This window comes from Pseudonocardia halophobica, from assembly GCF_050948485.1.
Taxonomy (GTDB): Bacteria; Actinomycetota; Actinomycetes; order Mycobacteriales; family Pseudonocardiaceae; genus Pseudonocardia; species Pseudonocardia halophobica.
Map to the genome: position 1 here is coordinate 6,792,007 of NZ_CP192046.1, position 21,034 is coordinate 6,813,040.

Annotated in this window: 21 protein-coding genes; 5 read left to right on the top strand and 16 right to left on the bottom strand. The window is 72.3% G+C overall.

What is annotated here, in order from left to right:
- Positions 1 to 10: 10 nt before the first annotated feature.
- The 12 genes from ACQP04_RS32380 to ACQP04_RS32435 all read right to left on the bottom strand — a co-directional run bounded on the left by ACQP04_RS32380 (position 11) and on the right by ACQP04_RS32435 (position 13,988).
- Positions 11 to 1,318, bottom strand: coding sequence for an MCE family protein (locus tag ACQP04_RS32380; protein ID WP_433504266.1), 1,308 nt, complete (start codon positions 1,316 to 1,318; stop codon positions 11 to 13).
- On the bottom strand, positions 1,315 to 2,658 hold the full coding sequence (locus tag ACQP04_RS32385; protein WP_433504267.1) for an MCE family protein: 1,344 nt from the start codon (positions 2,656 to 2,658) through the stop codon (positions 1,315 to 1,317). The genes ACQP04_RS32380 and ACQP04_RS32385 overlap by 4 nt, the downstream gene beginning before the upstream one ends.
- A complete protein-coding gene (locus tag ACQP04_RS32390; protein ID WP_433504268.1) occupies positions 2,658 to 3,629 on the bottom strand; it encodes an MCE family protein in 972 nt (323 codons plus the stop codon). Before ACQP04_RS32390 ends, ACQP04_RS32385 begins: the two co-directional genes overlap by 1 nt.
- Complete coding sequence (locus ACQP04_RS32395; protein ID WP_433504269.1) at positions 3,629 to 4,810, bottom strand: MCE family protein; 1,182 nt, start codon at positions 4,808 to 4,810, stop codon at positions 3,629 to 3,631. Before ACQP04_RS32395 ends, ACQP04_RS32390 begins: the two co-directional genes overlap by 1 nt.
- Positions 4,807 to 6,198, bottom strand: coding sequence for an MCE family protein (locus ACQP04_RS32400; protein ID WP_433504270.1), 1,392 nt, complete (start codon positions 6,196 to 6,198; stop codon positions 4,807 to 4,809). Before ACQP04_RS32400 ends, ACQP04_RS32395 begins: the two co-directional genes overlap by 4 nt.
- 37 nt (positions 6,199 to 6,235) lie before the next feature.
- Complete coding sequence (locus ACQP04_RS32405; protein ID WP_433504271.1) at positions 6,236 to 7,063, bottom strand: MlaE family ABC transporter permease; 828 nt, start codon at positions 7,061 to 7,063, stop codon at positions 6,236 to 6,238.
- Position 7,064: 1 nt separating this feature from the next.
- The gene (locus ACQP04_RS32410) at positions 7,065 to 7,856 is read right to left on the bottom strand and encodes an MlaE family ABC transporter permease (protein WP_433504272.1); all 792 of its coding nucleotides are present in this window, start codon (positions 7,854 to 7,856) and stop codon (positions 7,065 to 7,067) included.
- 112 nt (positions 7,857 to 7,968) lie between these two features.
- Positions 7,969 to 9,138, bottom strand: a complete 1,170-nt coding sequence (locus ACQP04_RS32415; protein ID WP_433504273.1) for an ATP-binding cassette domain-containing protein — start codon at positions 9,136 to 9,138, stop codon at positions 7,969 to 7,971.
- Positions 9,139 to 9,395: 257 nt separating this feature from the next.
- Positions 9,396 to 10,355 (bottom strand): oxygenase MpaB family protein, encoded by a 960-nt coding sequence (locus ACQP04_RS32420; protein WP_433504274.1) that lies wholly within the window; start codon positions 10,353 to 10,355, stop codon positions 9,396 to 9,398.
- Positions 10,352 to 11,308, bottom strand: a complete 957-nt coding sequence (locus ACQP04_RS32425; RefSeq protein ID WP_433504275.1) for a R2-like ligand-binding oxidase — start codon at positions 11,306 to 11,308, stop codon at positions 10,352 to 10,354. The genes ACQP04_RS32420 and ACQP04_RS32425 overlap by 4 nt, the downstream gene beginning before the upstream one ends.
- 42 nt (positions 11,309 to 11,350) lie before the next feature.
- A complete protein-coding gene (locus ACQP04_RS32430; protein WP_433504276.1) occupies positions 11,351 to 12,457 on the bottom strand; it encodes an NDMA-dependent alcohol dehydrogenase in 1,107 nt (368 codons plus the stop codon).
- Positions 12,458 to 12,641: 184 nt separating this feature from the next.
- Positions 12,642 to 13,988, bottom strand: coding sequence for a sensor histidine kinase (locus ACQP04_RS32435; RefSeq protein ID WP_433504277.1), 1,347 nt, complete (start codon positions 13,986 to 13,988; stop codon positions 12,642 to 12,644).
- 232 nt (positions 13,989 to 14,220) lie between these two features.
- Between ACQP04_RS32435 and ACQP04_RS32440 the strand changes: the two genes are divergently transcribed.
- The 3 genes from ACQP04_RS32440 (at position 14,221) to ACQP04_RS32450 (ending at position 15,813) form a co-directional block, all read left to right on the top strand.
- A complete protein-coding gene (locus tag ACQP04_RS32440; RefSeq protein WP_433504278.1) occupies positions 14,221 to 14,880 on the top strand; it encodes a response regulator in 660 nt (219 codons plus the stop codon).
- A gap of 101 nt (positions 14,881 to 14,981) precedes the next feature.
- A complete protein-coding gene (locus tag ACQP04_RS32445) occupies positions 14,982 to 15,392 on the top strand; it encodes a sterol carrier protein (RefSeq protein WP_433504279.1) in 411 nt (136 codons plus the stop codon).
- 109 nt (positions 15,393 to 15,501) lie between these two features.
- A complete protein-coding gene (locus ACQP04_RS32450; RefSeq protein WP_433504280.1) occupies positions 15,502 to 15,813 on the top strand; it encodes a hypothetical protein in 312 nt (103 codons plus the stop codon).
- Here the strand turns inward: ACQP04_RS32450 and ACQP04_RS32455 are convergent.
- Entirely contained in the window at positions 15,782 to 16,006 is a 225-nt protein-coding gene (locus tag ACQP04_RS32455; protein ID WP_156067626.1) for a hypothetical protein, read from the bottom strand. The two genes, ACQP04_RS32450 and ACQP04_RS32455, sit on opposite strands and share 32 nt — an antisense overlap.
- A gap of 33 nt (positions 16,007 to 16,039) precedes the next feature.
- Between ACQP04_RS32455 and ACQP04_RS32460 the strand changes: the two genes are divergently transcribed.
- Both ACQP04_RS32460 and ACQP04_RS32465 read left to right on the top strand, forming a co-directional pair.
- Positions 16,040 to 17,548 carry a PLP-dependent aminotransferase family protein gene (locus ACQP04_RS32460; RefSeq protein ID WP_433504281.1) on the top strand — a complete coding sequence of 503 codons (1,509 nt, stop codon included), beginning with the start codon at positions 16,040 to 16,042 and terminating at the stop codon, positions 17,546 to 17,548.
- A gap of 88 nt (positions 17,549 to 17,636) precedes the next feature.
- A complete protein-coding gene (locus tag ACQP04_RS32465) occupies positions 17,637 to 18,731 on the top strand; it encodes a CaiB/BaiF CoA transferase family protein (protein WP_433504282.1) in 1,095 nt (364 codons plus the stop codon).
- Positions 18,732 to 18,791: 60 nt separating this feature from the next.
- On the opposite strand, the gene rplA is transcribed toward ACQP04_RS32465, so the two are convergent.
- The 3 genes from rplA to nusG all read right to left on the bottom strand — a co-directional run bounded on the left by rplA (position 18,792) and on the right by nusG (position 20,984).
- Entirely contained in the window at positions 18,792 to 19,508 is a 717-nt protein-coding gene (gene rplA / locus ACQP04_RS32470) for a 50S ribosomal protein L1 (protein ID WP_433504283.1), read from the bottom strand.
- 64 nt (positions 19,509 to 19,572) lie between these two features.
- Positions 19,573 to 20,004: a 50S ribosomal protein L11 gene (gene rplK, locus ACQP04_RS32475; protein ID WP_345383506.1), complete on the bottom strand. Its 432-nt coding sequence runs from the start codon at positions 20,002 to 20,004 to the stop codon at positions 19,573 to 19,575.
- Between the two features lie 65 nt (positions 20,005 to 20,069).
- Positions 20,070 to 20,984 (bottom strand): transcription termination/antitermination protein NusG, encoded by a 915-nt coding sequence (nusG, locus tag ACQP04_RS32480; protein WP_433504284.1) that lies wholly within the window; start codon positions 20,982 to 20,984, stop codon positions 20,070 to 20,072.
- Positions 20,985 to 21,034 lie beyond the last annotated feature (50 nt).

Consider the following 21,034-nt stretch of genomic DNA (forward strand, 5'->3'; position numbering starts at 1 on the left):
GTCCGGGTGATCACCGGCCACCTCCGAGGAGTCCGCCGAGGAGACCGCCGCCGGAACCGGACTCACCCGAGCCGCCGGGCGTGCCGCTGCCGTCCGTCGGCGGCGGGGGCACCGCGCTCGTGGTCGGCGCAGTGGTCGGCGGCGGGTTGTTCGGGTCGGCCTGGCCGAGGGGGGTCGGCGACGGGCCGAGCAGCGGCAGGGAGGGCTGGTCCGGGTTGCCGCCCAGCAGCGGCGACAACAGCTGCCCGACGGGCGGGAGCTGGTTGAACAGCGGTGTGTCCGGCGTGGGGAAGGGCTGCTTCGCCCGCAGCAGGTTGTCCAGCAGGGTCGTCAGGTCCAGGTCCGCCCGGACGTACAGGTTGGCGTAGTCGCCGGCGAACGCGTCGACCGCGGCGTCGGTGAACGGGAAGCTGCCGATCAGCTCCAACGAGTTCGGCAGGTCCTGCCCCGACTCCGCCAGCTTCGACAGCGTGGGTTGCAGGGCCCGCAGGTCGGCGAGGACGTCGTCCCGGCTGCGGTTGATCGTGTCCGTGGCGGTGCCGGAGAGCCGGTCGAGCGCCTTCAACATGTCGACCAGCTGGCCGCGCTGGCGCTCCAGCTCCGCCAGGCCCGGGCCGAGGTTGTCCACTGCGTTCGCGATCTGGGGCCGTCGGTCGTTCAGCGTGGCGGACAGCCGGTTGAGCCCGTCGAGGGCGCGGGTGATCTCGCCCTTGCGGTCGTCGAGCGCGCCGACCAGCGTGTCGAGGTTGTCGAGCAGGCCGCGGATCTGCGGCTCGCGCCCGTCGAGGGCCTTGTTCAGCTCGGTCGAGATGGTCTTGATCTGCGCGACGCCGCCGCCGTTGAGCAGCATGGACAGCGCCCCGAAGACCTCCTCGACCTCGACCGCGCGGCCCGCGCGCTCGATCGGGATGGTGGCCCCGTCGGACAGGGTGCCGGTGCCGCCCTGGTCGGGCGCCGCCAGTTCGACGAACTTCTCGCCGAGGAGGCTGGTCGTGCGCACCCGGGCCTCGGAGTTCGCCGGCAGCGTGACGCCGCGGTTCACCGCGACGGTGACCCGCGCGTTCCAGGTCGCCGGGTCCACGTCGATGGACCGGACGGTGCCGACGCTGACGTCGGCCACCTTGACCAGGGACTGTGGCACCAGGTCGACGACGTCGGGGAACTCGATCGTCACGTCGTACGGGTCGTCGCCGAGGTCGGCCCCACCGGGGAGCTCCACCCCGCGCAGCCCGCCGGAGAACACCCCGCAGCCGCTCAGCGCGACCGACGCGACGGTCACCAGGACCGCGAGCCTGGCCGCGAGCCTCGTGCGCCTCACGACCCACCTCCGAAGAGCTTCGAGAAGAACCCGCCGATCCCGCCGCCGGACTCCTGCTCCTGCGGCGCCGGCGCGGCCGGGGCCGTGGTGGTCGGCGCGGCGGGGGCGGGGTTCGCCTGCCCCGGGACCGCCGGCGCCGGCTGACCGGCCTCCGGCGCGGCCGGGTTCTGCGGCACGAGCGGCGCGCTCGGGATCGCGAGGCCGGGGACGGGCGGGGTCTGCCCGCTGGTCACCGAGCTCAGGATCTGCGCCGGTGTCGGGAGCGAGTTCACGTCCGGCAGTTGCCGGCAGGCGGGCAGAAGGGGCTTGAGCGGTTCCGGCGCGCCGTCCTTCAGCAGGTCGCAGAGGAAGTAGATCGGCGGCCGGCTGAGCTCGTTGAAGTTCGCCCGGGTGTCGAGCGTGCCCGACGAGCCGTTGTACGTGTTCGCGAGGTTGGAGATGCCCAGCGGCGCGACGTCGAGGATCTCGGTGAGCGCCCGCTGCTGGTCCACCAGCACCTGGGTGACGTCGGCGAGCCGGTCGACGTTGGAGTGGATGGTGTCCCGGTTGTCCCGGACGAACCCGGCCACGTCGCCGAGGGCCACCGACAGGTCCCTGATCGCCCCGCCCAGGTCCTCCCGCTCGCTCGCGAGGAAGCCGGTGACGTCGGCGAGCCGGCCGTTGAACTCCCGGACCTTCGCGTCGTCCTGGGCCAGTGTCTCGGTGAACTTCTGCAGCTCCGTGACGGTGCCGAAGAGGTCCTCGCTCGAGCCGGCGAGCGTGTTGGACAGGTTGCCGAGGCCGCGGATGGTGTCGTTGAACGCCTCGCCGTTGCCGGCGAGGTTCTGCGCGCCGACGTCGAGGGCCTGCGACACCGCGCCCGTCGAGTTGGCGCCCTCCGGGCCGAGGGCCCGGGACAGGTCCGTGGCGGCCTTGGCGAGATCGTCGACGCCGAGCGGGACCGCGGTCCGCTCGAGCGGGATCGTGGCACCGGTCCCGAGCTGCGGAGCGTCCTCCGCGACCGTCGGGAACAGCTGCACGTAGCGGCCGGTCACCAGGCTCGGCGAGACGACTGCGGCCTTGGCGTCGGGCGCGAGGTGCGCGTCCGGGTCGGTGATGGTCATGTCGACCTTGACCTGCGTGCCCTGCGGGGTGATCGAGTCGATCTGCCCGACCGGCACGCCGAGCACGCGCACGTCGTTGTCCTCGAACAGCGCCGAGGCGTTGGCGAAGTAGGCCGTGATCTTCCGGCCGCCCCCGTTGCCGATCAGCCAGACGCCGGTCGCGACGAGCACGGCGACGATCGCGACCAGCGCCGTGATCTGCAGCGCGCGGCGGTCGTTCGCCCAGGAGCCGACCATCAGCAGCCTCCGGGGTTCAGCGGGCCGACCGTCGGGATCGGGAGCAGTCCGCAGATGTAGTTGTCGAACCAGCGCCCGTTGCCGACGGCGTTGGTGAACAGCCGCACGAACACCGCCTCGTTCTTCAGCGTGTCCGCCAGGTCGTCCTGGTGGCGCTGCAGCACCTCGGTGACCCGGTCGAGCGTCTCGAGGGTCGGCCGCAGCTGGTCGGAGTTGTCCGCGACGAGCCCGGACAGCTGCTGCGAGAGCAGCCGGGTGCCGTCGAGCAGCCGGTCGATCGCGTCCTTGCGCTGCTGCAGCTCGGAGAGCAGCAGGTTGCCGTCGGAGAGGAGCTCGTCGAAGTCGCCGCGGCGGTCCGCGAGGATCGACGACAGGTTCCGGGCGCCGGCGAGGAGCTGGCGGATCTGCTGGTCCCGGCTGGAGATCGTGGTCGAGAGCCGGGACAGGCCGTCGAGCGTGCCGCGGACGTCGTCCGGGGTGTCCTTGAACGTGTCGGACAGCGTGCGGAGGCTGTCCGCCAGCTGGTTCGTGTCGATCCGGTCGATCGTCCCGGTCAGTCCGTTGAACGCCTCGACGACGTCGAACGGCGAGATCGTGCGGTCCCGCGGGATCGTCGTGCCCGGGTCGAGCTCCTGGTCGCCCTGCGGGTCCAGGGCCAGGTACTTCGAGCCCAGCAGCGTGGCGATCTCGATGGAGGCCGAGGTCCGGTCGCCCACCCAGGCGTCGTCGACCCGGAAGGCGACGTCGACGTGGTCGCCGGCGAGCTTCACGGACGTGACCCGGCCGACCTCGACGCCGGCCACGGTGACCCGGTCGTCGGCCTGCAGGCCCGCGGCCTCGCCGAACTCGGCGTGGTAGGTCGCGCCGCCGAAGATCGACGGCGCCTGGAAGGCGACGACGGCGAGCACGGCGATCAGCACCAGGCCCGCGATCGCGAGCGGGACCGGGCGGCGCGCGCCGGTGGCGGCCATCAGCGGTCACCCCCCGTCGGGAGCGTGCCGAAGATCGGCAGGGCGGGGGCGTCCTCCGGCAGGCCGTTCGGCAGCACGCCGTTGACGAGCTGGTCCACCGCCGGCGGCACGCCGGGCACGAGCGGGGCCTGCTGCCCCTCGACGCCGTCGGGGTCGGCGCCGCACCGCGGGGCGTCGGACTTGAACACCGGGATCTCCTGGCGCGGGATGAGGTCGCCGAGCCCGACCGAGCCCGAGAGCCCGCACAGGTAGAACTGGAACCAGCTGCCGTAGCTCGCCGCGCGGCTGATCTTGTTCAGCTTGTACGGCGAGAACTCCAGCAGGTGCTCCAGCGTCGGGCGGGCCTGGTCGAGCTGGCCGGCGAGGTCGCCGAGCGCCCGGATGTCCGCCTTCAGCGGCGGCCGCGCCTCCTCGACGAAGCCGCCGGTCACCTGGGTGAGGTCGGCGATCGAGGAGATCGCGTCGCCGATCGGCTCGCGGTCCTGGGCCAGCCCGGACACGAGCTGCTGCAGCGACGTGATCAGCTGGTTCAGGTTCTCGTCGTGGCTGTTCACCGTCTGCAGCACGCCGTCGAGGTTGTCGATGACCTGCCCGATGACCTGGTCGCGGTCGGCGATGGTGCTGGTCAGCGACGCCGTGCTGGCGAGCAGGCTGTCCACGGTGCCGCCCTCGCCCTGCAGGGTCGAGACGATCTCCTGGGACAGCTTGTTGACCTGCTCCGGGTCGAGGCCCTGGAAGAGCGGCTTGAACCCGTTGAACAGCGTGGTGAGGTCCAGCGGCGGGCGGGTCTGCTGCACCGGGAGGGTGCCGCCCGGCTCGAGCCGGCCGCCGCCCCCGGTCCCCTGCCCCAGCGAGAGGAACCGCTGGCCGATGAGGTTCTTGTAGAGGATGGCCGCGGTGGCCGAGGCCGGGACGCTCAGCGCCGAGTCCACGCTGAACTCGACCCGGGCCTGCCGCCGGTCGACGATCTCGATCTTGTCGACGGAGCCGACGACGACCCCGGCGATCCGGACGTCGTCGCCCTGGAGCAGGCCGTTGACGTCCGTGAAGCGGGCCGAGTAGGTCGTCCTGTCGCCGCCTTGGCTGTTCGCGATGGTCAGCGCGAGGACCGTGGTCGCGAGCCCGGTGACCAGGGCGAACGCCAGGAACTTGGTGAGCGGGCCGATCGGGACGCGGCTCATGCGATCCGCACCTCCGTCCCGCGGTAGAGCGGGCCGACCAGCACGCTGCCCCAGCCGGGCACGGCCGCCGGCGTGGTGCCGGTGCGCGCCGCGACCAGCTCCGCGACCTGCTGCTGCTCACCGGGCGAGTTGGTGATGCCCATGTTGTAGGCGGCGGGCCTGGCGCCGGCGTGGCTGTTCGGGCTCCACTCGAAGCCGGGGATCAGGTCCCAGGAGTACGTGCCGTCGAACGTGCCGTAGTCCTCGACCCCGAACTTGCCGGGCGGGCCGATCGGCTGTCCGGCCGGGGGCGGCGGGGGCACCGAGCCGTCCCGGAACGGGCCGTCCGGCGGGTACTGCGGGCCCGGCATGATGATCGGGTAGCACCGCGGTCCGCGGTCGTCGGAGTATGCCGGCTCGTCCTGGTTGGGGATGTACTTGCCGTTGCTCGCGACGATCTCCAGCGTGATGTGCACGCCCGGCTCGTCCGTGCCCTTGCCGAACACCTGGTCCAGGTACGGGATCAACCGGCTGGCCTGCTGGAAGAAGCAGGGGAACTCCGGCGCGTAGCGCGCCAGCGTCCCCAGCGTCGGCCGGCTCGCGTGGGCCAGCCCGATCAGGTTGTCCTTGTTGGCGTCGAGGAAGGCCCGCAGGTCGTCCGACGCCCCGGTCACCGACCGGTACAGGTCGCGCAGGTTCTGCGACTCCTCGACGACCGTACGGCTGGTGACCGTGAGGTCGTCGAGCGCGTCGAGCAGGTCCGGCGCGGAGTTCGACAGGTTCTCCGAGAAGTCCGCGAGCTGGGTGATGTCCTCCTGCAGGTCCGGGATGGCCGGCTGCAGGCCCGCGGTGAGGGTGTCGAGCCGCTCCAGCGTCTGCCCGAGCTGCTCGCCGCGCCCGGCGAGGCCCTGCGACAGCGCGCCGAGGGTGGTGGCGAGGTCCTGCGGCTTCACGGCCTGCAGCAGCGGGAGCAGGTCGTCGAGCACCCGCTCGACCTCGATGCCGGCCACGCTGCGGTCCTCGCGGATGGTGTCGTGGGCGGCGAGCGTGATCGCGCCCGGCTGGTCCGGCGGGACCAGGGACACGTACTTCTCGCCGAAGAGCGTCTTCGGCAGCAGCCGCGCCGTGACGTTGTCCGGGATCTGGTCGATCAGGTCCGGGTTCATGGACATCGTGATCGTGGCGCCGTCGCCGTCCGTGCTGATCCGGTCGACGGTGCCGACGATCAGCCCGCGGATCTTGACGTCCGCGCGCTCGTTCAGCTGCGTGCCGACCCGGTCGACCTTCAGCGTCACCGGCACCCCGGAGCGGAACGCGCCCGCGTACTGTGCCACGGCCAGGCCGATCAGCAGCGCGATCACCAGGATGAAGACGACACCGAGCGTCACCTTCTTCGTGTCCCTGTTCATGCCACCTCCGCGAGAGTGAGCACGTCGGTGGGCGTCGTCATCCCGCCACCCGCACGGAGGTCGAGGTGCCGAAGAGCACGAGGGTGAGGAAGAAGTCGAGGATCGCCGTGCTGACGATCGAGAGCCGCACCGCCCGGCCGACCGCCACCCCGACGCCCGCCGGGCCGCCCTTGGCGTGGTAGCCGTAGTGGCAGTGGATGAGGATGACCACCGTCGCGAAGATGATCACCTTGAGGTACGAGGCGAAGATGTCCCCGACGGGCAGGAAGAGGTCGAAGTAGTGGTCGTAGGTCCCGCCCGGTAGGCCGTTGATCACCGTGACGTTGATCCGCGCCGCGGCGAAGCTCGCGAGCAGGCCGATCGTGTACATCGGGATCACCGCCAGGATCCCGGCGATCACGCGGGTGGTCACCAGGAACGGCACGGACGGCACGGCCATGACCTCGAGCGCGTCGACCTCCTCGGAGATCCGCATGGCGCCGAGCTGGGCGGTGAAGCCCGCGCCGAGGGTCGCGGTGAGCGCCGAGGCGGCCACGAGCGGGGCGATGTCGCGGGTGTTGAAGTACGCCGTGATGAAGCCGGTCAGGGCCTCGACGCCGAGCGAGTCCAGGGCGCGGAAGCCCTGCAGGCCGACGAGCGAGCCGACGAACAGCGACAACGCCGCCATGACGCCCGCGGTGCCGAGGATGACGATCAGGGCGCCGGAGCCGAAACTGACCTCGGCCAGCAGCCGGAAGATCTCCTTCGGGTAGCGGCGCAGCGTGCGCGGGACCCAGGCGACGGCGCGGGCGTAGAGGCCGAGCTGCTCGCCCAGCTCCTCGAGCTGGTCGACCGGCCGGCGCACCAGGGTGCTGACTCGGGCCACTTCAGATCCCCTTCGGCGGGACGAGCTCGAGGTAGAGCGCGGTGAGGACCAGGTTGATCAGGAACACCAGGACGAAGGAGATGACGACGGACTGGTTCACCGCGTCGCCGACGCCCTTCGCCCCCGGGGGCGGGTTGAGCCCCCGGTAGGCCGCGACGATGCCGGCGGTGAACCCGAACAGGGCCGCCTTCACCTCGCTGACCACGATGTCGCTGACCTGCGCGATCGCCGAGAAGCTCGCGATGTACGCGCCGGGCGTGCCGCCCTGGATGATGACGTTGAAGAAGTAGCCGCCGCCGACGCCGACCACCGTGGCGAGGCCGTTGAGCACCAGCGCGGTGGTGGCCATGGCCAGCACCCGCGGGACCACGAGGCGCTGGATCGGCGAGATGCCGAGCACCTCCATGGCCGCGATCTCCTCGCGGATCGTGCGGGCGCCGAGGTCGGCGCAGACCGCGCTGCCGCCGGCACCGGAGATCAGCAGCGCCGTCACGATCGGGGCGGCCTGCTGCACGATCGCGAGCACCGACCCCGCGCCGGTCTGGCTCTGAGCGCCGAACTGGCGGGTCAGCTCGGCCAGCAGCAGCGCGATCGTCGCGCCGAACGGGATCGTGAACAGCGCCGTGGGCAGCGCGGAGACCTTCGTGACGAACCAGGTCTGCTCGACGTACTCGCGCAGCTGGAACGGCGGCCGGAAGGTCTGTTTCACGATGTCGACGCCCAGCCCGAACAGGCGCCCGACGGGGGTGAGGGCGCGGGTCAGGGGGCTGGGGCCGGCCTGGGGAGCGGACACGGCGGAGTCCTTGTGTCGGACGGCAGTGGGGAGCTGCGCGGGGGCGGCGGGGGGAGCAGGTTCGCGGGCGGGCCGTGGGGGCCGTCCACCCGCGACGGGGCGGCGTGCGGGGCTAGCGGAAGCGGTGCCGGCCGGGGCCGGAGCTCGGGCCGCCGGGGGCGCGGCCGGGCTGGTTCTGCGGGGGTGCGGGCTGGCCGAGCGGCGCGTCCTGCACCCGCGGGATGCTCTGGGTCGGGGCCTCGGCGGGCGGGGCGTCGGGTCGACCGTAGGGCGCCGCGCCGACCGCCTGCTGGCGAACCGGCTGCTGCGCCGCCTGCCCGCTCTCGGCCTGCGAGCGGCGGATCGCCTCCTGCGCGGCGGGCGGCAGGGTGTGCATCAGCTCGGCCACCCGCTTCTGCCGGCGGGCCACGGCCTTGCGCTCGGGCAGGCCCGCGGTCGCGTCGAGCTGGGGCTTGATCGGGGGCAGCCCGGACAGCTCGTCCACCTCGGCCATCTCCCGGGCGGCCTGGGCGGTGTCCTTCTCCTCCGACATGCCGATCGGGCCCTGGCGGCGGCCGTTGAGGAACTGCGCCACCACCGGGTCCTCGCTGGTGAGCAGCACCTCGCGCGGGCCGAACATCGCCAGGTGCTTGCGGTAGAGCATGCCGATGTTGTCCGGCACCGTCTGCGCGGTGTTGATGTCGTGGGTGACGATCAGGAACGTCGCGTCCGTCTGCGCGTTCAGGTCGATGATCAGCTGGTTCAGATAGGCCGTGCGCACGGGGTCGAGGCCCGAGTCCGGCTCGTCGAACAGGATGATCTCCGGGTCGAGCACCAGCGCCCGGGCCAGCCCGGCGCGCTTGCGCATGCCGCCGGAGATCTCGCCGGGCAGCTTCTTCTCGTCGCCCTTGAGCCCGACCATGTCCATCTTCTCCGCGACGATGTCGCGGATCTCCGACTCCGGCTTCTTGGTGTGCTCGCGCAGCGGGAAGGCGATGTTGTCGTAGAGGTTCATCGAGCCGAACAGCGCACCGTCCTGGAACAGCACCCCGAACAGCTTGCGGATCTCGTAGAGCCGGTTCTCGCTGCACCGCACCAGGTCGGTGTCGTGGATGACGATCGAGCCCTTCTCCGGCTTGAGCAGCCCGATCAGCGACTTGAGGAACACGGACTTGCCCGTGCCGGACGGGCCGAGCAGCACGCTGACCTCACCGGGCGGCAGCGTCAGCGTGACGTCCGACCAGATGTTCGCGCGCCCGAAGGACTTCGTCAGTCCCTCGACCTTCACCTCGACACCGGGCACGTCGCCTCCTCGCGCACTCGAGCCTGCGCCACCGGTCCTTGCCGGAGCACGCACTCGTCCTGCAGCGCCCAACGACCGCGCCGCAGTCTGGTTACTGCCGGGTATTCCGCGGCGACGACGGCCCGCGGATCGTTCCTGAGAACGACGGACACGCCCCGTGAACCGAGATCGACACACCGTCATCGATCTCGGTCCGCGGGGCGTCGCCCGTCGCACTGCGTTACTCCGACCGGCTCCAGGTCGGTGCAACCCGGGTCTCAGGCTCCGGATGGAGTGACCTGCGGCGATACCACTCGATCGGAGTACGTGTCCGCGTCCGTCGCGGCCGCCGGGGAGGTCCGCCCGTGGGGCACGGGGCAGCCCTGCGGGAAGGTCCCGAGCTCCCGGACGTCGAAGCCGTTCGGGTAGCTGCGGATGCTCGGCAGGTCCCGCACGAACTTCGGCCGCGTGCGCACGGGCATCGCCCGCACGACCCGGCCGCGCAGCCGCAGTGCGGCCCGGGACAGCGCCCGGAACCAGCGCGGCGGGGCCTCGTACCGGAAGGCCTCCCGCAGGTGGGGGTCCATGAGCGAGCGGGAGAAGGCGTCGATCAGGGCCGCCGGGGCCTTGTCGTTCGGCGGGAACGTGCACAGCAGTGCGAGCGTGGAGTCGGCGACGGCGCGGCCGCCCGGGTCGTAGCCGAAGCGCTCGCGCTCGTAGGCGTCGTGCACCTCGCAGAACTCCTGCCAGGTGGCCGGGATGTCCTTGATGCCCATGTGCCGGCCGAGCTCGCGGTAGTAGTTCGCGCTCGCGACCTTCTCCGTCTCGGAGAAGGGCCGCCAGCCGTAGGCGTCCATCCACCGGATCGGCGACACCACGAAGGTGCACAGCGTGTACCGCATGTCATCGCCCGAGATCGGGTAGCTGCGGTGCATCTGGTTCATCCGGCGGATGGCGTCCTTGCCGGTGCCGCTGAACCCGTGCTCGAGGACGGCCTCGAGGATCAGCCCGGTGTCGTCGTAGCGCTTCTGGACGCGCTCGGTGAACTCGCCGGTCTCGGCGAGGAGCTTGCCGATCGTCGGTACCGCGTAGGTGCGGAACAGCGCGAACGAGAGCGCCTGGTTGATGTCCCAGGGGAACTCGTACATCGACATCAGCCGGTAGATCTCGAGGTGATCCGTCTCCGGGTCCAGCAGCTCGATCTCGCGGAGCCGGTCGTAGCGTCCTGCGCGGGTCATCCTGCCAACTCCAGCTGGTCCTCGGCGTGGAACTTCTCCTCGAGCGCCTCGGGCGAGGCGTCGACGTCGATCGCGAGCAGGTCGGCGCCGCGGGCGGACTCGATCGCCCCGAGCCGGCGGCCCAGCTTGTCCATGGCGTACTCGGCCATCTCCGAGATGTCGACGCCGAAGGGCGGCTCGCCGCCCTCGTACCTGTCGAACGTCGCGGTGACCACGCCCATGGCCGGGACCATCAGCTCCTGCATGCGCTCGTCGACCACGTCGAACATCGCGTCGTCGGCGGCGACGTGCCGGCGGCAGGTGAAGGTGCCCCAGGCCATGTGGCGGCGCTCGTCGTCGCCGATGTGCTTGATCACCTTCTGGATGCCGGGCAGGATGCCGCGGCTCGCGCACACCTTCTGCCAGGCGAAGTAGCCGGTCAGCGCGAGGGTGCCCTCGACGATGTGGTTGTAGGTCACCGAGGCGCGGATCTGGTTGCGCGGGCTCGGGTCGTGCTGCAGCGCGTACAGGCTGTCCGGCAGCTGCTTCGTGAAGATCTCCATGTACGCGTCGTTGAACTCGATGAACTCGTGGAGGTCCCCCGTCATCCCGACGGCGTCGAACCAGAGCCGGAAGGCCTGCGTGTGCTTGGCCTCCTCGTACACGAACTGGGTCAGGTACATCTCGTCGGCGAACCGGCCCTCGGCGGCCATCGCGGCCACGAAGGGCTGCAGGTCCTGGGTCACCGACTCCTCGCCGGCCAGGAACTGCGCCGCGAGCGCGCAGGTCCACCACCGCTCGTCGTCCGTCATGGCCGCGAAGTCCTTCGCGTCCTGCGAGAAGTCGATGTCCGCCGGGTTCCAGTGCTTCGCGTTCCCCTTGGCGAACAGGCGCAGCGGGAACGACTCCTGCTTCAGCCCGCCCGCCCCGAGGGAGGCGAACCCGTTCCGCTTGCCGTGCTCGATGGTGCGCATGGTCGGCTCCTTTGCCGTCGAGGCTGGTGGTGGGGTGCGCCGTCAGAAGCGGATGAGGCCCCGGATGTTGCGGCCGGACCGCATGTCCTCGTAACCCTCGTTCACCTGGTCGAGGGTGTACTCCTTGGTGACCAACTCGCGGAGCTTGAGCCGGCCCAGGTTGTGCAGCTCGAGCAGGCGCGGCACGTCGTGCTGGCCGTTGGAGCTGCCGAACAGGGCGCCGCGGATCTGCTTCTCGTACAGGGTGAGCTCCAGCAGGCTCAGCGAGGCCGTCTCCTGCTCGGCCTTGCCCAGCGCGGTCACCACGACCCGCCCCCGCTTGCCGACGAGCTGCAGCGCGGGCTGCAGGTCGTCGCCGTCGGCGATGCCCGTCGTGAGGATGGCGGCGTCGGCCAGCTGGCCGCGGGTGAGCTCGGAGACGATCGGCCAGGCCGCGTCGATGCTCGCCGCGACGTGGGTGGCCCCGAGCTCGATCGCCTTGTCCCGCTTGAACTCCACCGGGTCGACGGCGACGACGTACCGGCAGCCGGCGTTGACCGCACCCTGGATCGCGTTGGCGCCGATGCCGCCGATCCCGATGACGACGCACGAGTCGCCGGCCCGCAGGTCGGCAGTGCGGACCGCGGATCCGAAGCCGGTGGTGACGCCGCAGCCGACCAGCGCGGCGAGCTCGAGCGGGAAGCCCTCGTCGATCTTCACGACGGACTTCACCGGCACCACGGTGTGCTGGCTGAACGTGCCGAGCAGGCACATCTGCCCGACGTCCTCGCCGCGTGCGTGGAAGCGGTAGGTGCCGTCGAGCTGGGGACCGAGGGTGGCGCCCGCACCGTCGTCGCACAGGCTCGTCATGCCGCGGACGCAGTAGCTGCAGCGCCCGCAGCTGGGCAGGAAGGTCATGACGACCGGGTCGCCGACCTCCACCTCCGTCACGCCCGGGCCGACCTCGCGCACGCGCCCGGCGCCCTCGTGGCCGCCGACCATCGGGTAGGCGACGGGCAGGTCGCCGGTCACCAGGTGCTCGTCGGAGTGGCACAGGCCGGACGCCGCCAGCTCGACCAGGACCTCGCCGGGACCCGGCGGGTCGAGCTCGACCTCCTCGACCTCCCACTTGCCGCCCAGTTCCCACAGCACCGCTGCTCGGGTCTTCATGGGCGTCGATCATGACCCGCGTCACCCCGGACCACAGCGGGCCGCGAGTTCCCGCCCTGTCCCCCGCGTGCCAGCCCCCGACACGCGATGCCGAAGCTCCCGACTCGCGCTGCCACAACTCCCGACTCGCGGGCGGCCACGCGGTTCCCGCGAGTCGGGAGTTCCTGCAGCGCGAGTCGCGGGATCAGGCGGGGGCGAGGGGGAGGGCGAGGCGGGCGACCAGGCCCCCGCCCTCGCGCGGGAGCAGGGTGAGCTCGCCGTTCATCGCCCCGACCAGCGCCTCGACGATCCACAGCCCCAGCCCCGCGGTGCCGCGCCGCTCCCCCAGCGCCACGCCCTTGGCCGTGACCAGGCCCTCCTGGCCCGGCGGGAGGCCGGGGCCGCGGTCACGGACCTCGGCGACCAGGGTGCCGTCGGCGTGGCCCAGGTCCAGCTCGACGGGTTCCTCCCCGCTGTGCCGGGCGGCGTTCTCGACGAGGTTGGTGAGCACCCGGCGGAGCCGCTGCGGGTCGCACCGCACGGCCGCCCCCGACGGCGCGACGGTGATCCGCCGACGGCCGGGCGCGACGGCGGCCGCGTCGAGCACGGCCTCGGCCAGCTCGGCCAGCACGACCCGCCGGTCGGTGACCCGGCCGAGCGGGCTGCCGTCCCGCACGGCCAGGTCGGCGAGGCCCTCGAGCATGTCCTGCAGGTGCACCGCGTGCTCGGCGAGCAGCCGGGTCGCGGTGCGCGAGGCCTCCGGGGACAGCGCGCCCTTCGCCAGGTCCGTGGTGAGCGCGGTCAGCGAGGCGACGGGTGTGCGGAACTCGTGCAGCACCACGCGCACGCCGTCGAGCCGGGCCTGCTGTGCCGCGACGAGCCGGGCCCGCAGCCCCCGCTCCGAGAGCAGCTTCTCGTGCTCCGCCGCCGCCCGCGCCCGCGAGTCGGCGGCCTCCTGCAGCTGCCGCTCGAGCATCCGCACCAGCACGCCGACCAGCACCGCGGCCGCGACCAGGAACCCGCTCCACCAGGCCCCCGTCAGCAGCCGCTCGGACACCGTGACCTCCGGGTCCGAGCCGAGCAGGCACGCGACGGTGAACCCGATCCCGACGCCGAGGGCGCCGAGCCGCCCCAGCACGGGCCCGCTGCGCAGCGACATCGCGATCGCGATCAGCGGCAGCACCGCGACGAAGATGCTGTCCGCGCCCCCGGTGAGCCCGCAGGCCACCAGGACCAGCACGCCGTCGACCACGGTGATCACCGCGGGCCGGACGGGCAGCTGCCACTCCGCCCACTCGGTCACCACGAGCGCGGCGGCGTAGAGCGCCGTGCCGACCACGATGCCCCACACCACCAGCGGGCGGCCGCGGGCGAGCTCGGGCCCCACCGCGAGCGCCAGCCCGACGGCGACCACGACGATCGCGCGGATCACCACCGCGGCCCGCTCCTCGGCGGAGTCGGATCGCCGTGTCCAGGGGTCCCAGCGCAGCGCGCCGGGATCGGTCATGGCCTCCGCGAGCGGGTCCACCCTGCCGTCCGTCGGGCTCGTCACCGGGTCTCCCCTCACCGTCGGTGCAGGTCGAGCGATGTACGGAGAGTAGGTCCGATCAGGGCGTGACTCCCAATCCGGCGCCGCCGGGCCCGGTGATCCACGTCGTTCCAGGCAAGGCGCCGGGCCGTCCTCATACCGAGCGTGTTCGGGCGGTCCGGCAACGCCGCCGGGGGCGGCGTGGGCGCCGGGAGCGGTGGTGGCGGATCGGGAGACACGCCCTAGGCTCCGGGCCGTGCAGGAGGGGCCCCACACCGTCGTCATCGTGGACGACCACGCGCTGTTCGCCCAGGGCCTGGCCCTCCTGCTGGAGTCCCGCGCCGGCGACACCTTCCGGGTCGCCGGCTCCGCGACGGCCGGCGAGGAGGCCGTCGCGCTCGTCGGGAAGAACCGCGCGGACATCGCCGTCGTCGATCTCGCGCTGCCGCCGCTCGGCGGGGTCGAGACGATCCGCCGGATCAAGGCGGCCTACCCGGGCACGAAGGTGCTCGCCCTGTCCGGGACCGAGGACCTGGACCTGGCCGCGGCCGCGCTGCGCGCCGGCGCCGACGGGTACCTCGGCAAGTCCGCCGATCCCGCGGTGCTCGTCGCCCCGCTGCTGTCGCTGCTCGCCGGGGTCAAGGTCGTCCGCGGCGAGCTGCTCGAGGCGCTGCTGGCGTCGGCGGACCGCACCGCCGACGGCGTGCTCGACACCCTCTCCGAGCGGGACGTCGAGCTGTGGCGACTGCTCGCCCGCGGGCTGGAGACCAGCGAGATCGCCCGCCCGATGCTGGTCAGCGAGCGCACGGCGAAGCGGATGATCGCCTCGCTGCTGCACAAGCTCGGTGCCGCGAACCGGATCGAGGCGGCCGCGCTCGCCGGCCGGGCGGGCCTGCTCGACGAGCAGCGCCCCTGAGGACCGGTCCGTGCGGGCCAGGCGTGGCCCGGCCGGGGAGTCGCCGCCGGTGGCCCGGGCGGGCCAGACTCCCCCGGCAAGCGAGCGAAAGGGGCTGCGACGTGGCGGCGTTCCAGAACGAGGCCGAGGTCTACGAGTACCTGGGCGGGGTCTTCCGGTTGGGCATGGAGGACGCGGCGCTGGTCGAGAAGCTGAAGCCGTCCGGGGTCGTCCTGCGCATCACGTACACCGACCCCGAGGCCGTGCTCACCGTGGACATGCCGAACTCGGAGATCCACGAGGGCGCGGGCAACGGCCCGGAGCCGAACGTCGAGCTGTTCATGAGCGCCGACACCGGCAACCGGTTCTGGCTCGGCAAGGTCGTGCTGCCGGTGGCGCTGGCCAAGGGCCAGGTCCGCGCGAAGGGCCCGGTCGCCACGCTGCTCAAGGTGCTGCCGCTGGCGAAGGGCCTGTTCGGGCCGTACAAGGCGATGCTCGAGGAGAAGGGCCGCAGCGACCTGCTGGCGGCCTGATCCCCGCGTCGCACGATCCGGTGAGGTCCGCGCACCCGGCAGGGCCCGGACCTCACCGAAGATCGATACTCCCAGCGGGCCCACCACGGGCCCGCCAGGGAGGCGCGGCGTGAGCGGTGAGCGGACCGGGTCCGGCGAGCGGACCCCGGGCGGGCTGCCCGAGACCCTGAACATCGACGTGCAGATGTGGACCTCGCTGCGCGGCCGGCTCCACGACTTCACGACCGTGGTGTGCGACGCCCCGGACCCCGCGCCCCGCGACACCGACGAATGGCACCGGTGGGCCACGGAGTACCTGCAGGTCGTCGCGGAGCAGGACGGCTGGCAGCCGGGTCGGTACTACTACCGCGCCGAGGTCCGGGACGAGGCCGACCGCACCGAGCAGGTGCTCATGCAGAACCACTGGGAGTACCGGACCTGAGCCGCCGCAGCGGCGGTCCGGCGCGTTGTGGGCGCGCCGCCGCCTCCTCGAGCCGGCGGAGGAACTTCTTCACGTCGCCCCAGGGCGTCGCCGTGTAGAACGGCCGCTCCCGCAGCGAGCGGCTGTCGGCGCCGTAGCGCGGCGCCAGGATCGCGATGAGGGTCAGGACCGAGAGCAGGATCGTCGCTGTCATGACTCCACTCTGGCACTATTGGCCTGATTCTCCATGGCCAATTTCGCGGAGGTGGACCGGTTGGACCCCTTGGAACCCGGCACCCGCCGGGTCGGCGGCACGAGCTTCGCCCGGCTGCTGGGCAGCTGGCGCCCGGCGGACCAGCGCGGCGGCCTCGCGTCCGCGCTGACCGAGCGCGTCCGGCTCCTCATCCTGGACGGCCGGCTGCCGCTCGGCACCCGGATTCCGGCCGAGCGCGAGCTGGCCGGCGCCCTCGACGTCAGCCGGACGACGGTGGCCGCGGCCTACGAGGCGTTGCGCGCCGACGGGTTCCTCGAGAGCCGCCGCGGCTCGGGCAGCTGGACCCGCGTGCCCGGCCCGACCGGGGGGGCGACCCCCGAGACCCCGTTCTCGCCCCTCACGGGCGGCGGCCTGACCGATCTCGCGCACGCCGCGCTGCCGGCCCCCACGGACGCGATCCGGCGGGCCGCGGCGGCCGCCGTCACCGAGCTCGACGGGCAGATCGGCGGCCACGGCTACACCCTCGCCGGGATCCCGGTGATGCGGGAGGCCGTGGCGCGGCGCTTCACCGAGCGCGGCGTGCCGACCACCCCCGACCAGGTCCTGGTCACCTCCGGGGCGCAGCACGCGATCGCGCTGGTCCTCACGCTGCTCGCGGGCCCGGGCGACCGCGTCGTCGTCGAGCACCCGACCTACCCGAACGCGCTCGACGCCATCCGCGGCCGCGGCGCCCGGCCGGTCCCCGTGCCGCTCGGTCCCGACGGCCGGGAGCCGGCCTGGGACCTCGACCTGCTGACCGCCACCGTGCGGGACACCCGTCCCGCGCTCTGCTACCTGGTGCCGGACTTCCACAACCCGACGGGCGCGGTGATGCCGCCGGAGGTCCGCGCGGGCGTGGTCGAGCTGGCGCGGCGGACCCGCACCCCGCTCGTCGTCGACGAGACCCTGACCGAGCTGCCGCTCGACGTCCCGGCCCCGGAACCGGTCGCCCGGCACGCGCCCGACTCGCCCCTGCTGATCACGATCGGCTCGGCGAGCAAGGTGTTCTGGGGCGGGCTGCGGATCGGCTGGATCCGCACGTCGGCGTCGCTGGTGCGGCGGCTGGCCGCGCTGCGGCCGTCGATCGACCTCGGCGGCGCCGTGCTCGACCAGATCGTCACGGCCCGCCTGCTCGGCGAGGTCGAGGCGGTGGTGGCCGAGCGGCAGGAGTCGCTGCGCGCCGCCCGCTCCGACCTGCGCCGCCGGCTCGCCGCGGACTTCCCGCAGTGGCGGCCCAACGACCCGGCGGGCGGGCTGAGCCTGTGGGTGGATCTCGGCGAGCCGGTGTCGAGCCTGCTCACCGGGGCCGCCCGCCGGCACGACGTCCTGCTGGCCGCGGGGCCCCGCTTCGGCGTCGACGGCGCGTTCGAGCGCTACATCCGGCTGCCCTACACCCTGCGACCCGAACCCGCCGCAGCCGCGCTCGAACGACTCACCGCGGCCTGGCAGGGTCTGCGGCACCAGCCCGACGGCGGCGCGGCGGACCAGATCGCCGTGGCGTAGCCGGGACGGCGTCCTGTGGCCTGGGCCGCTGACCCGGGGCCCGCGGACCCGTAGAGTCCTGAACGATCGATCGATGAGGAGGATGGAAGTGGACACTCGCAGCGGACCCCTCGCGGGCGTACGGGTCGTCGAGCTCGCCGGCATCGGACCGGGGCCGCACGCGGCGATGATCCTGGGCGACCTGGGCGCCGAGGTGGTCCGGATCGACCGGCCGGGCGGCCTGAGGATCGGCGGCGACGCCGACCCCACCCTGCGCGGACGGCGCCGGGTGGCCGCCGACCTCAAGACCCCCGAGGGTCGCGAGACCGTGCTGAAGCTCGTCGAGAAGGCCGACGTGCTGCTCGAGGGCTACCGGCCCGGCGTCACCGAACGGCTCGGCGTCGGCCCCGCGGACTGCCACGCCCGCAACCCGAAGCTCGTCTACGGCCGGATGACGGGCTGGGGCCAGGACGGGCCGATGGCCGACCGGGCGGGCCACGACATCAACTACATCTCGCTCACCGGTGCGCTGCACGCCATCGGCCGCGGGAACGGCGAGCGCCCCGTGCCGCCGCTGAACCTGGTCGGCGACTTCGGCGGCGGCTCGATGCTGCTGGTCATCGGCGTGCTCGCGGCGCTGTACGAGGCCCGCGGCTCCGGTGAGGGCCAGGTCGTCGACACCGCCATGGTCGACGGCGCCAGCCTCCTCGTGCAGATGGTGTGGGGGATGCTCGGGCAGAAGTTCTGGCAGGACGCCCCGGCCAGCAACATGCTCGACGGCTACGCCCCCTTCTACGACACCTACGCCTGCGCCGACGGCAAGTTCATGGCCGTCGGGGCGATCGAGCCGCAGTTCTACGCCGAGCTGCTCAAGGGCCTGGAGATCGATCCCGCCGACCTGCCGGCACAGATGGACATCCCGTCCTGGCCGGCGATCAAGGCGCGCTTCACCGAGGTCTTCAAGACCAGGTCCCGCGACGAGTGGGCCGCGATCTTCGACGGCACCGACGCCTGCACCACCCCGGTCCTGGCCTTCGGCGAGGTCGCCCAGCACCCGCACATGGCCGCCCGGAACACGATCGTCAGCCCGGACGACACCCCGCAGGCCGCCCCCGCGCCGCGCTTCTCCCGCACCCGGACCGAGGTGCCGGGCCGCCCGGCGGACCCCGAGACCGTCGACCAGATCCTGGCCGACTGGTCCTGACCCGTAGCCACGAAGGCCCCCTCCGGAAGATCCGGAGGGGGCCTTCGTGCGTGCGGACGATCAGACGGTGTCGTCGACCAGCAGGTTGCGGGTGCGGTTCGGGTCGACCGGGATGCCCGGGCCCGTGGTCGTCGAGACGGTGATCTTCTTGATGTAGCGGCCCTTCGCGGCGGACGGCTTGGCCCGCAGGATCTCGTCGAGGGCGGCGCCGTAGTTCTCCACCAGCTTCTCGGTGTCGAACGAGGCCTTGCCGATGACGAGGTGCAGGTTGGCCTGCTTGTCCACCCGGAAGTTGATCTTGCCGCCCTTGATGTCGTTGACGGCCTTGGTCACGTCCGGGGTGACGGTGCCGGTCTTCGGGTTCGGCATCAGGCCGCGCGGGCCGAGGATGCGGGCGATGCGGCCGACCTTCGCCATCTGGTCGGGGGTCGCGATCGCGGCGTCGAAGTCCAGCCAACCGCCCTGGATCCGCTCGATCAGGTCCTCGGCGCCGACGACGTCCGCACCGGCGGCCTCGGCCTCGGCGGCCTTGTCGCCGACGGCGAACACGATGACCCGGGCGGTCTTACCGGTCCCGTGGGGCAGGTTCACGGTCCCGCGGACCATCTGGTCGGCCTTGCGGGGGTCGACGCCCAGCCGCATGGCGACCTCGACGGTCGCGTCCATCTTGCTGCTCGAGGTCTCCTTGGCCAGCTTGGCGGCCTCGAGCGGGGAGTACAGGGAGTCGCGGTCGATCTTGGCCGCGGCCTGCTCGTAGATCTTGCTGCGCTTTGCCATCTTCAGTCCTTCGCGAAGATCGTGGTAGGAGCCGCGCCCGGCTCTCCCACGCGTTCGGGTGGGGTCAGTTGACCGTGATGCCCATCGACCGGGCGGTGCCGGCGATGATCTTCGCGGCCTGGTCCAGGTCGTTGGCGTTGAGGTCGCGCATCTTGGTCTGCGCGATCTCCCGCACCTGGTCCATGGTCACGGAGGCGACCTTGGTCTTGTGCGGCTCGCCGGAGCCCTTCTCCACGCCGGCCGCCTTCAGCAGCAGCTTGGCCGCGGGCGGGGTCTTGAGCTCGAACGTGAACGAGCGGTCCTCGTACACGGAGATCTCGACCGGCACCACGTCGCCGCGCTGGGCCTCGGTGGCGGCGTTGTACGCCTTGCAGAACTCCATGATGTTGACGCCGTGCTGACCCAGCGCGGGGCCGACCGGCGGGGCCGGCGTGGCCGCGCCGGCCTTGATCTGGAGCTTGATGATCGCGGAGAGCTTCCGCTTCTTGGGTGGCATCCTTGATTCCTCGTGATCGTCCTACGCGCCGCGGACCTGCCCGCCGCGACGGAGTTCGTGCACCGTCAGATCTTGGAGACCTGACTGAAGGCCAGCTCGACGGGCGTCTCGCGGCCGAAGATGGACACGAGCACCTTCAGCTTCTGCGCGTCGACGTTGACCTCGTTGATCGTGGCCGGGAGGGTCGCGAACGGGCCGTCCATGACGGTCACCGACTCGCCGACCTCGAAGTCGACCTCGACCGTGGCCGCACCGCCGGTGGCGGCGGCCGCGCCGCCCGCACCGGACGCGGCGGCGGCCTTCTCCTTCGGCGCCTCCTGCTTCGGCAGCAGGAACTTCAGCACCTCGTTCAGGGTCAGCGGCGAGGGCCGCGACGTGGCCCCGACGAAGCCGGTGACGCCCGGGGTGTTGCGGACGGCGCCCCACGACTGGTCGTTGAGCTCCATCCGGACCAGGATGTAGCCGGGCAGCACCTTGCGCTGCACCTGCTTGCGCTGGCCGTTCTTGATCTCGGTGACCTCTTCGGTGGGCACCTCGACCTGGTAGATGTAGTCCTCGACGTCCAGGGTCTGGACCCGGGTCTCGAGGTTCTGCTTCACCTTGTTCTCGTAGCCCGCGTAGGAGTGGACGACGTACCAGTCGCCCGGGGCGCGGCGCAGCGCCTCCGTCATCTCCTCGATCGGGTCGACCTCCTCCTCGGGACCGGCGGCGTCGGCGCCGGCCTCGAGGTCGCCCGGGTCGGCCTGCTCGTCGGTCGCGGGGACGGCCTCGGCGGCCTCCGACCCGAAGTCGACGTCCGCCGTGTCGTCCTCGAGGGCGTCCTCCGCCTCCTCGGCCTCCACCGCCTCTGCGGCGGTGTCGGTGTCGGCGTCGACGGTGCTGTCCGAGCTGTCGGAGGCCTCGGCGCCGTACGCCACCTCGACGTCGGTGTCCTGCACCGTCGTCTCGTCCTCGGCCGGTCGGCCGTCTGGGGAGGTCACGTGCTTCTCGCTTCCTTCGTCAGCGTCGTCGTGCTCGATCGGTCGGTCCC

Excerpts from the sequence above, each read along its gene's own strand:
- ACQP04_RS32385 (WP_433504267.1), bottom strand. The coding sequence starts at position 2,658 with ATGGTCGGCTCCTGGGCGAACGACCGCCGCGCGCTGCAGATCACGGCG.
- ACQP04_RS32390 (WP_433504268.1), bottom strand. The coding sequence starts at position 3,629 with ATGGCCGCCACCGGCGCGCGCCGCCCGGTCCCGCTCGCGATCGCGGGC.
- ACQP04_RS32395 (WP_433504269.1), bottom strand. The coding sequence starts at position 4,810 with ATGAGCCGCGTCCCGATCGGCCCGCTCACCAAGTTCCTGGCGTTCGCC.
- ACQP04_RS32400 (WP_433504270.1), bottom strand. The coding sequence starts at position 6,198 with ATGAACAGGGACACGAAGAAGGTGACGCTCGGTGTCGTCTTCATCCTG.
- ACQP04_RS32420 (WP_433504274.1), bottom strand. The coding sequence starts at position 10,355 with ATGACCCGCGCAGGACGCTACGACCGGCTCCGCGAGATCGAGCTGCTG.
- ACQP04_RS32425 (WP_433504275.1), bottom strand. The coding sequence starts at position 11,308 with ATGCGCACCATCGAGCACGGCAAGCGGAACGGGTTCGCCTCCCTCGGG.
- ACQP04_RS32430 (WP_433504276.1), bottom strand. The coding sequence starts at position 12,457 with ATGAAGACCCGAGCAGCGGTGCTGTGGGAACTGGGCGGCAAGTGGGAG.
- ACQP04_RS32455 (WP_156067626.1), bottom strand. The coding sequence starts at position 16,006 with ATGACAGCGACGATCCTGCTCTCGGTCCTGACCCTCATCGCGATCCTG.
- ACQP04_RS32460 (WP_433504281.1), top strand. The coding sequence starts at position 16,040 with ATGGCCAATTTCGCGGAGGTGGACCGGTTGGACCCCTTGGAACCCGGC.
- rplA (WP_433504283.1), bottom strand. The coding sequence starts at position 19,508 with ATGGCAAAGCGCAGCAAGATCTACGAGCAGGCCGCGGCCAAGATCGAC.
- rplK (WP_345383506.1), bottom strand. The coding sequence starts at position 20,004 with ATGCCACCCAAGAAGCGGAAGCTCTCCGCGATCATCAAGCTCCAGATC.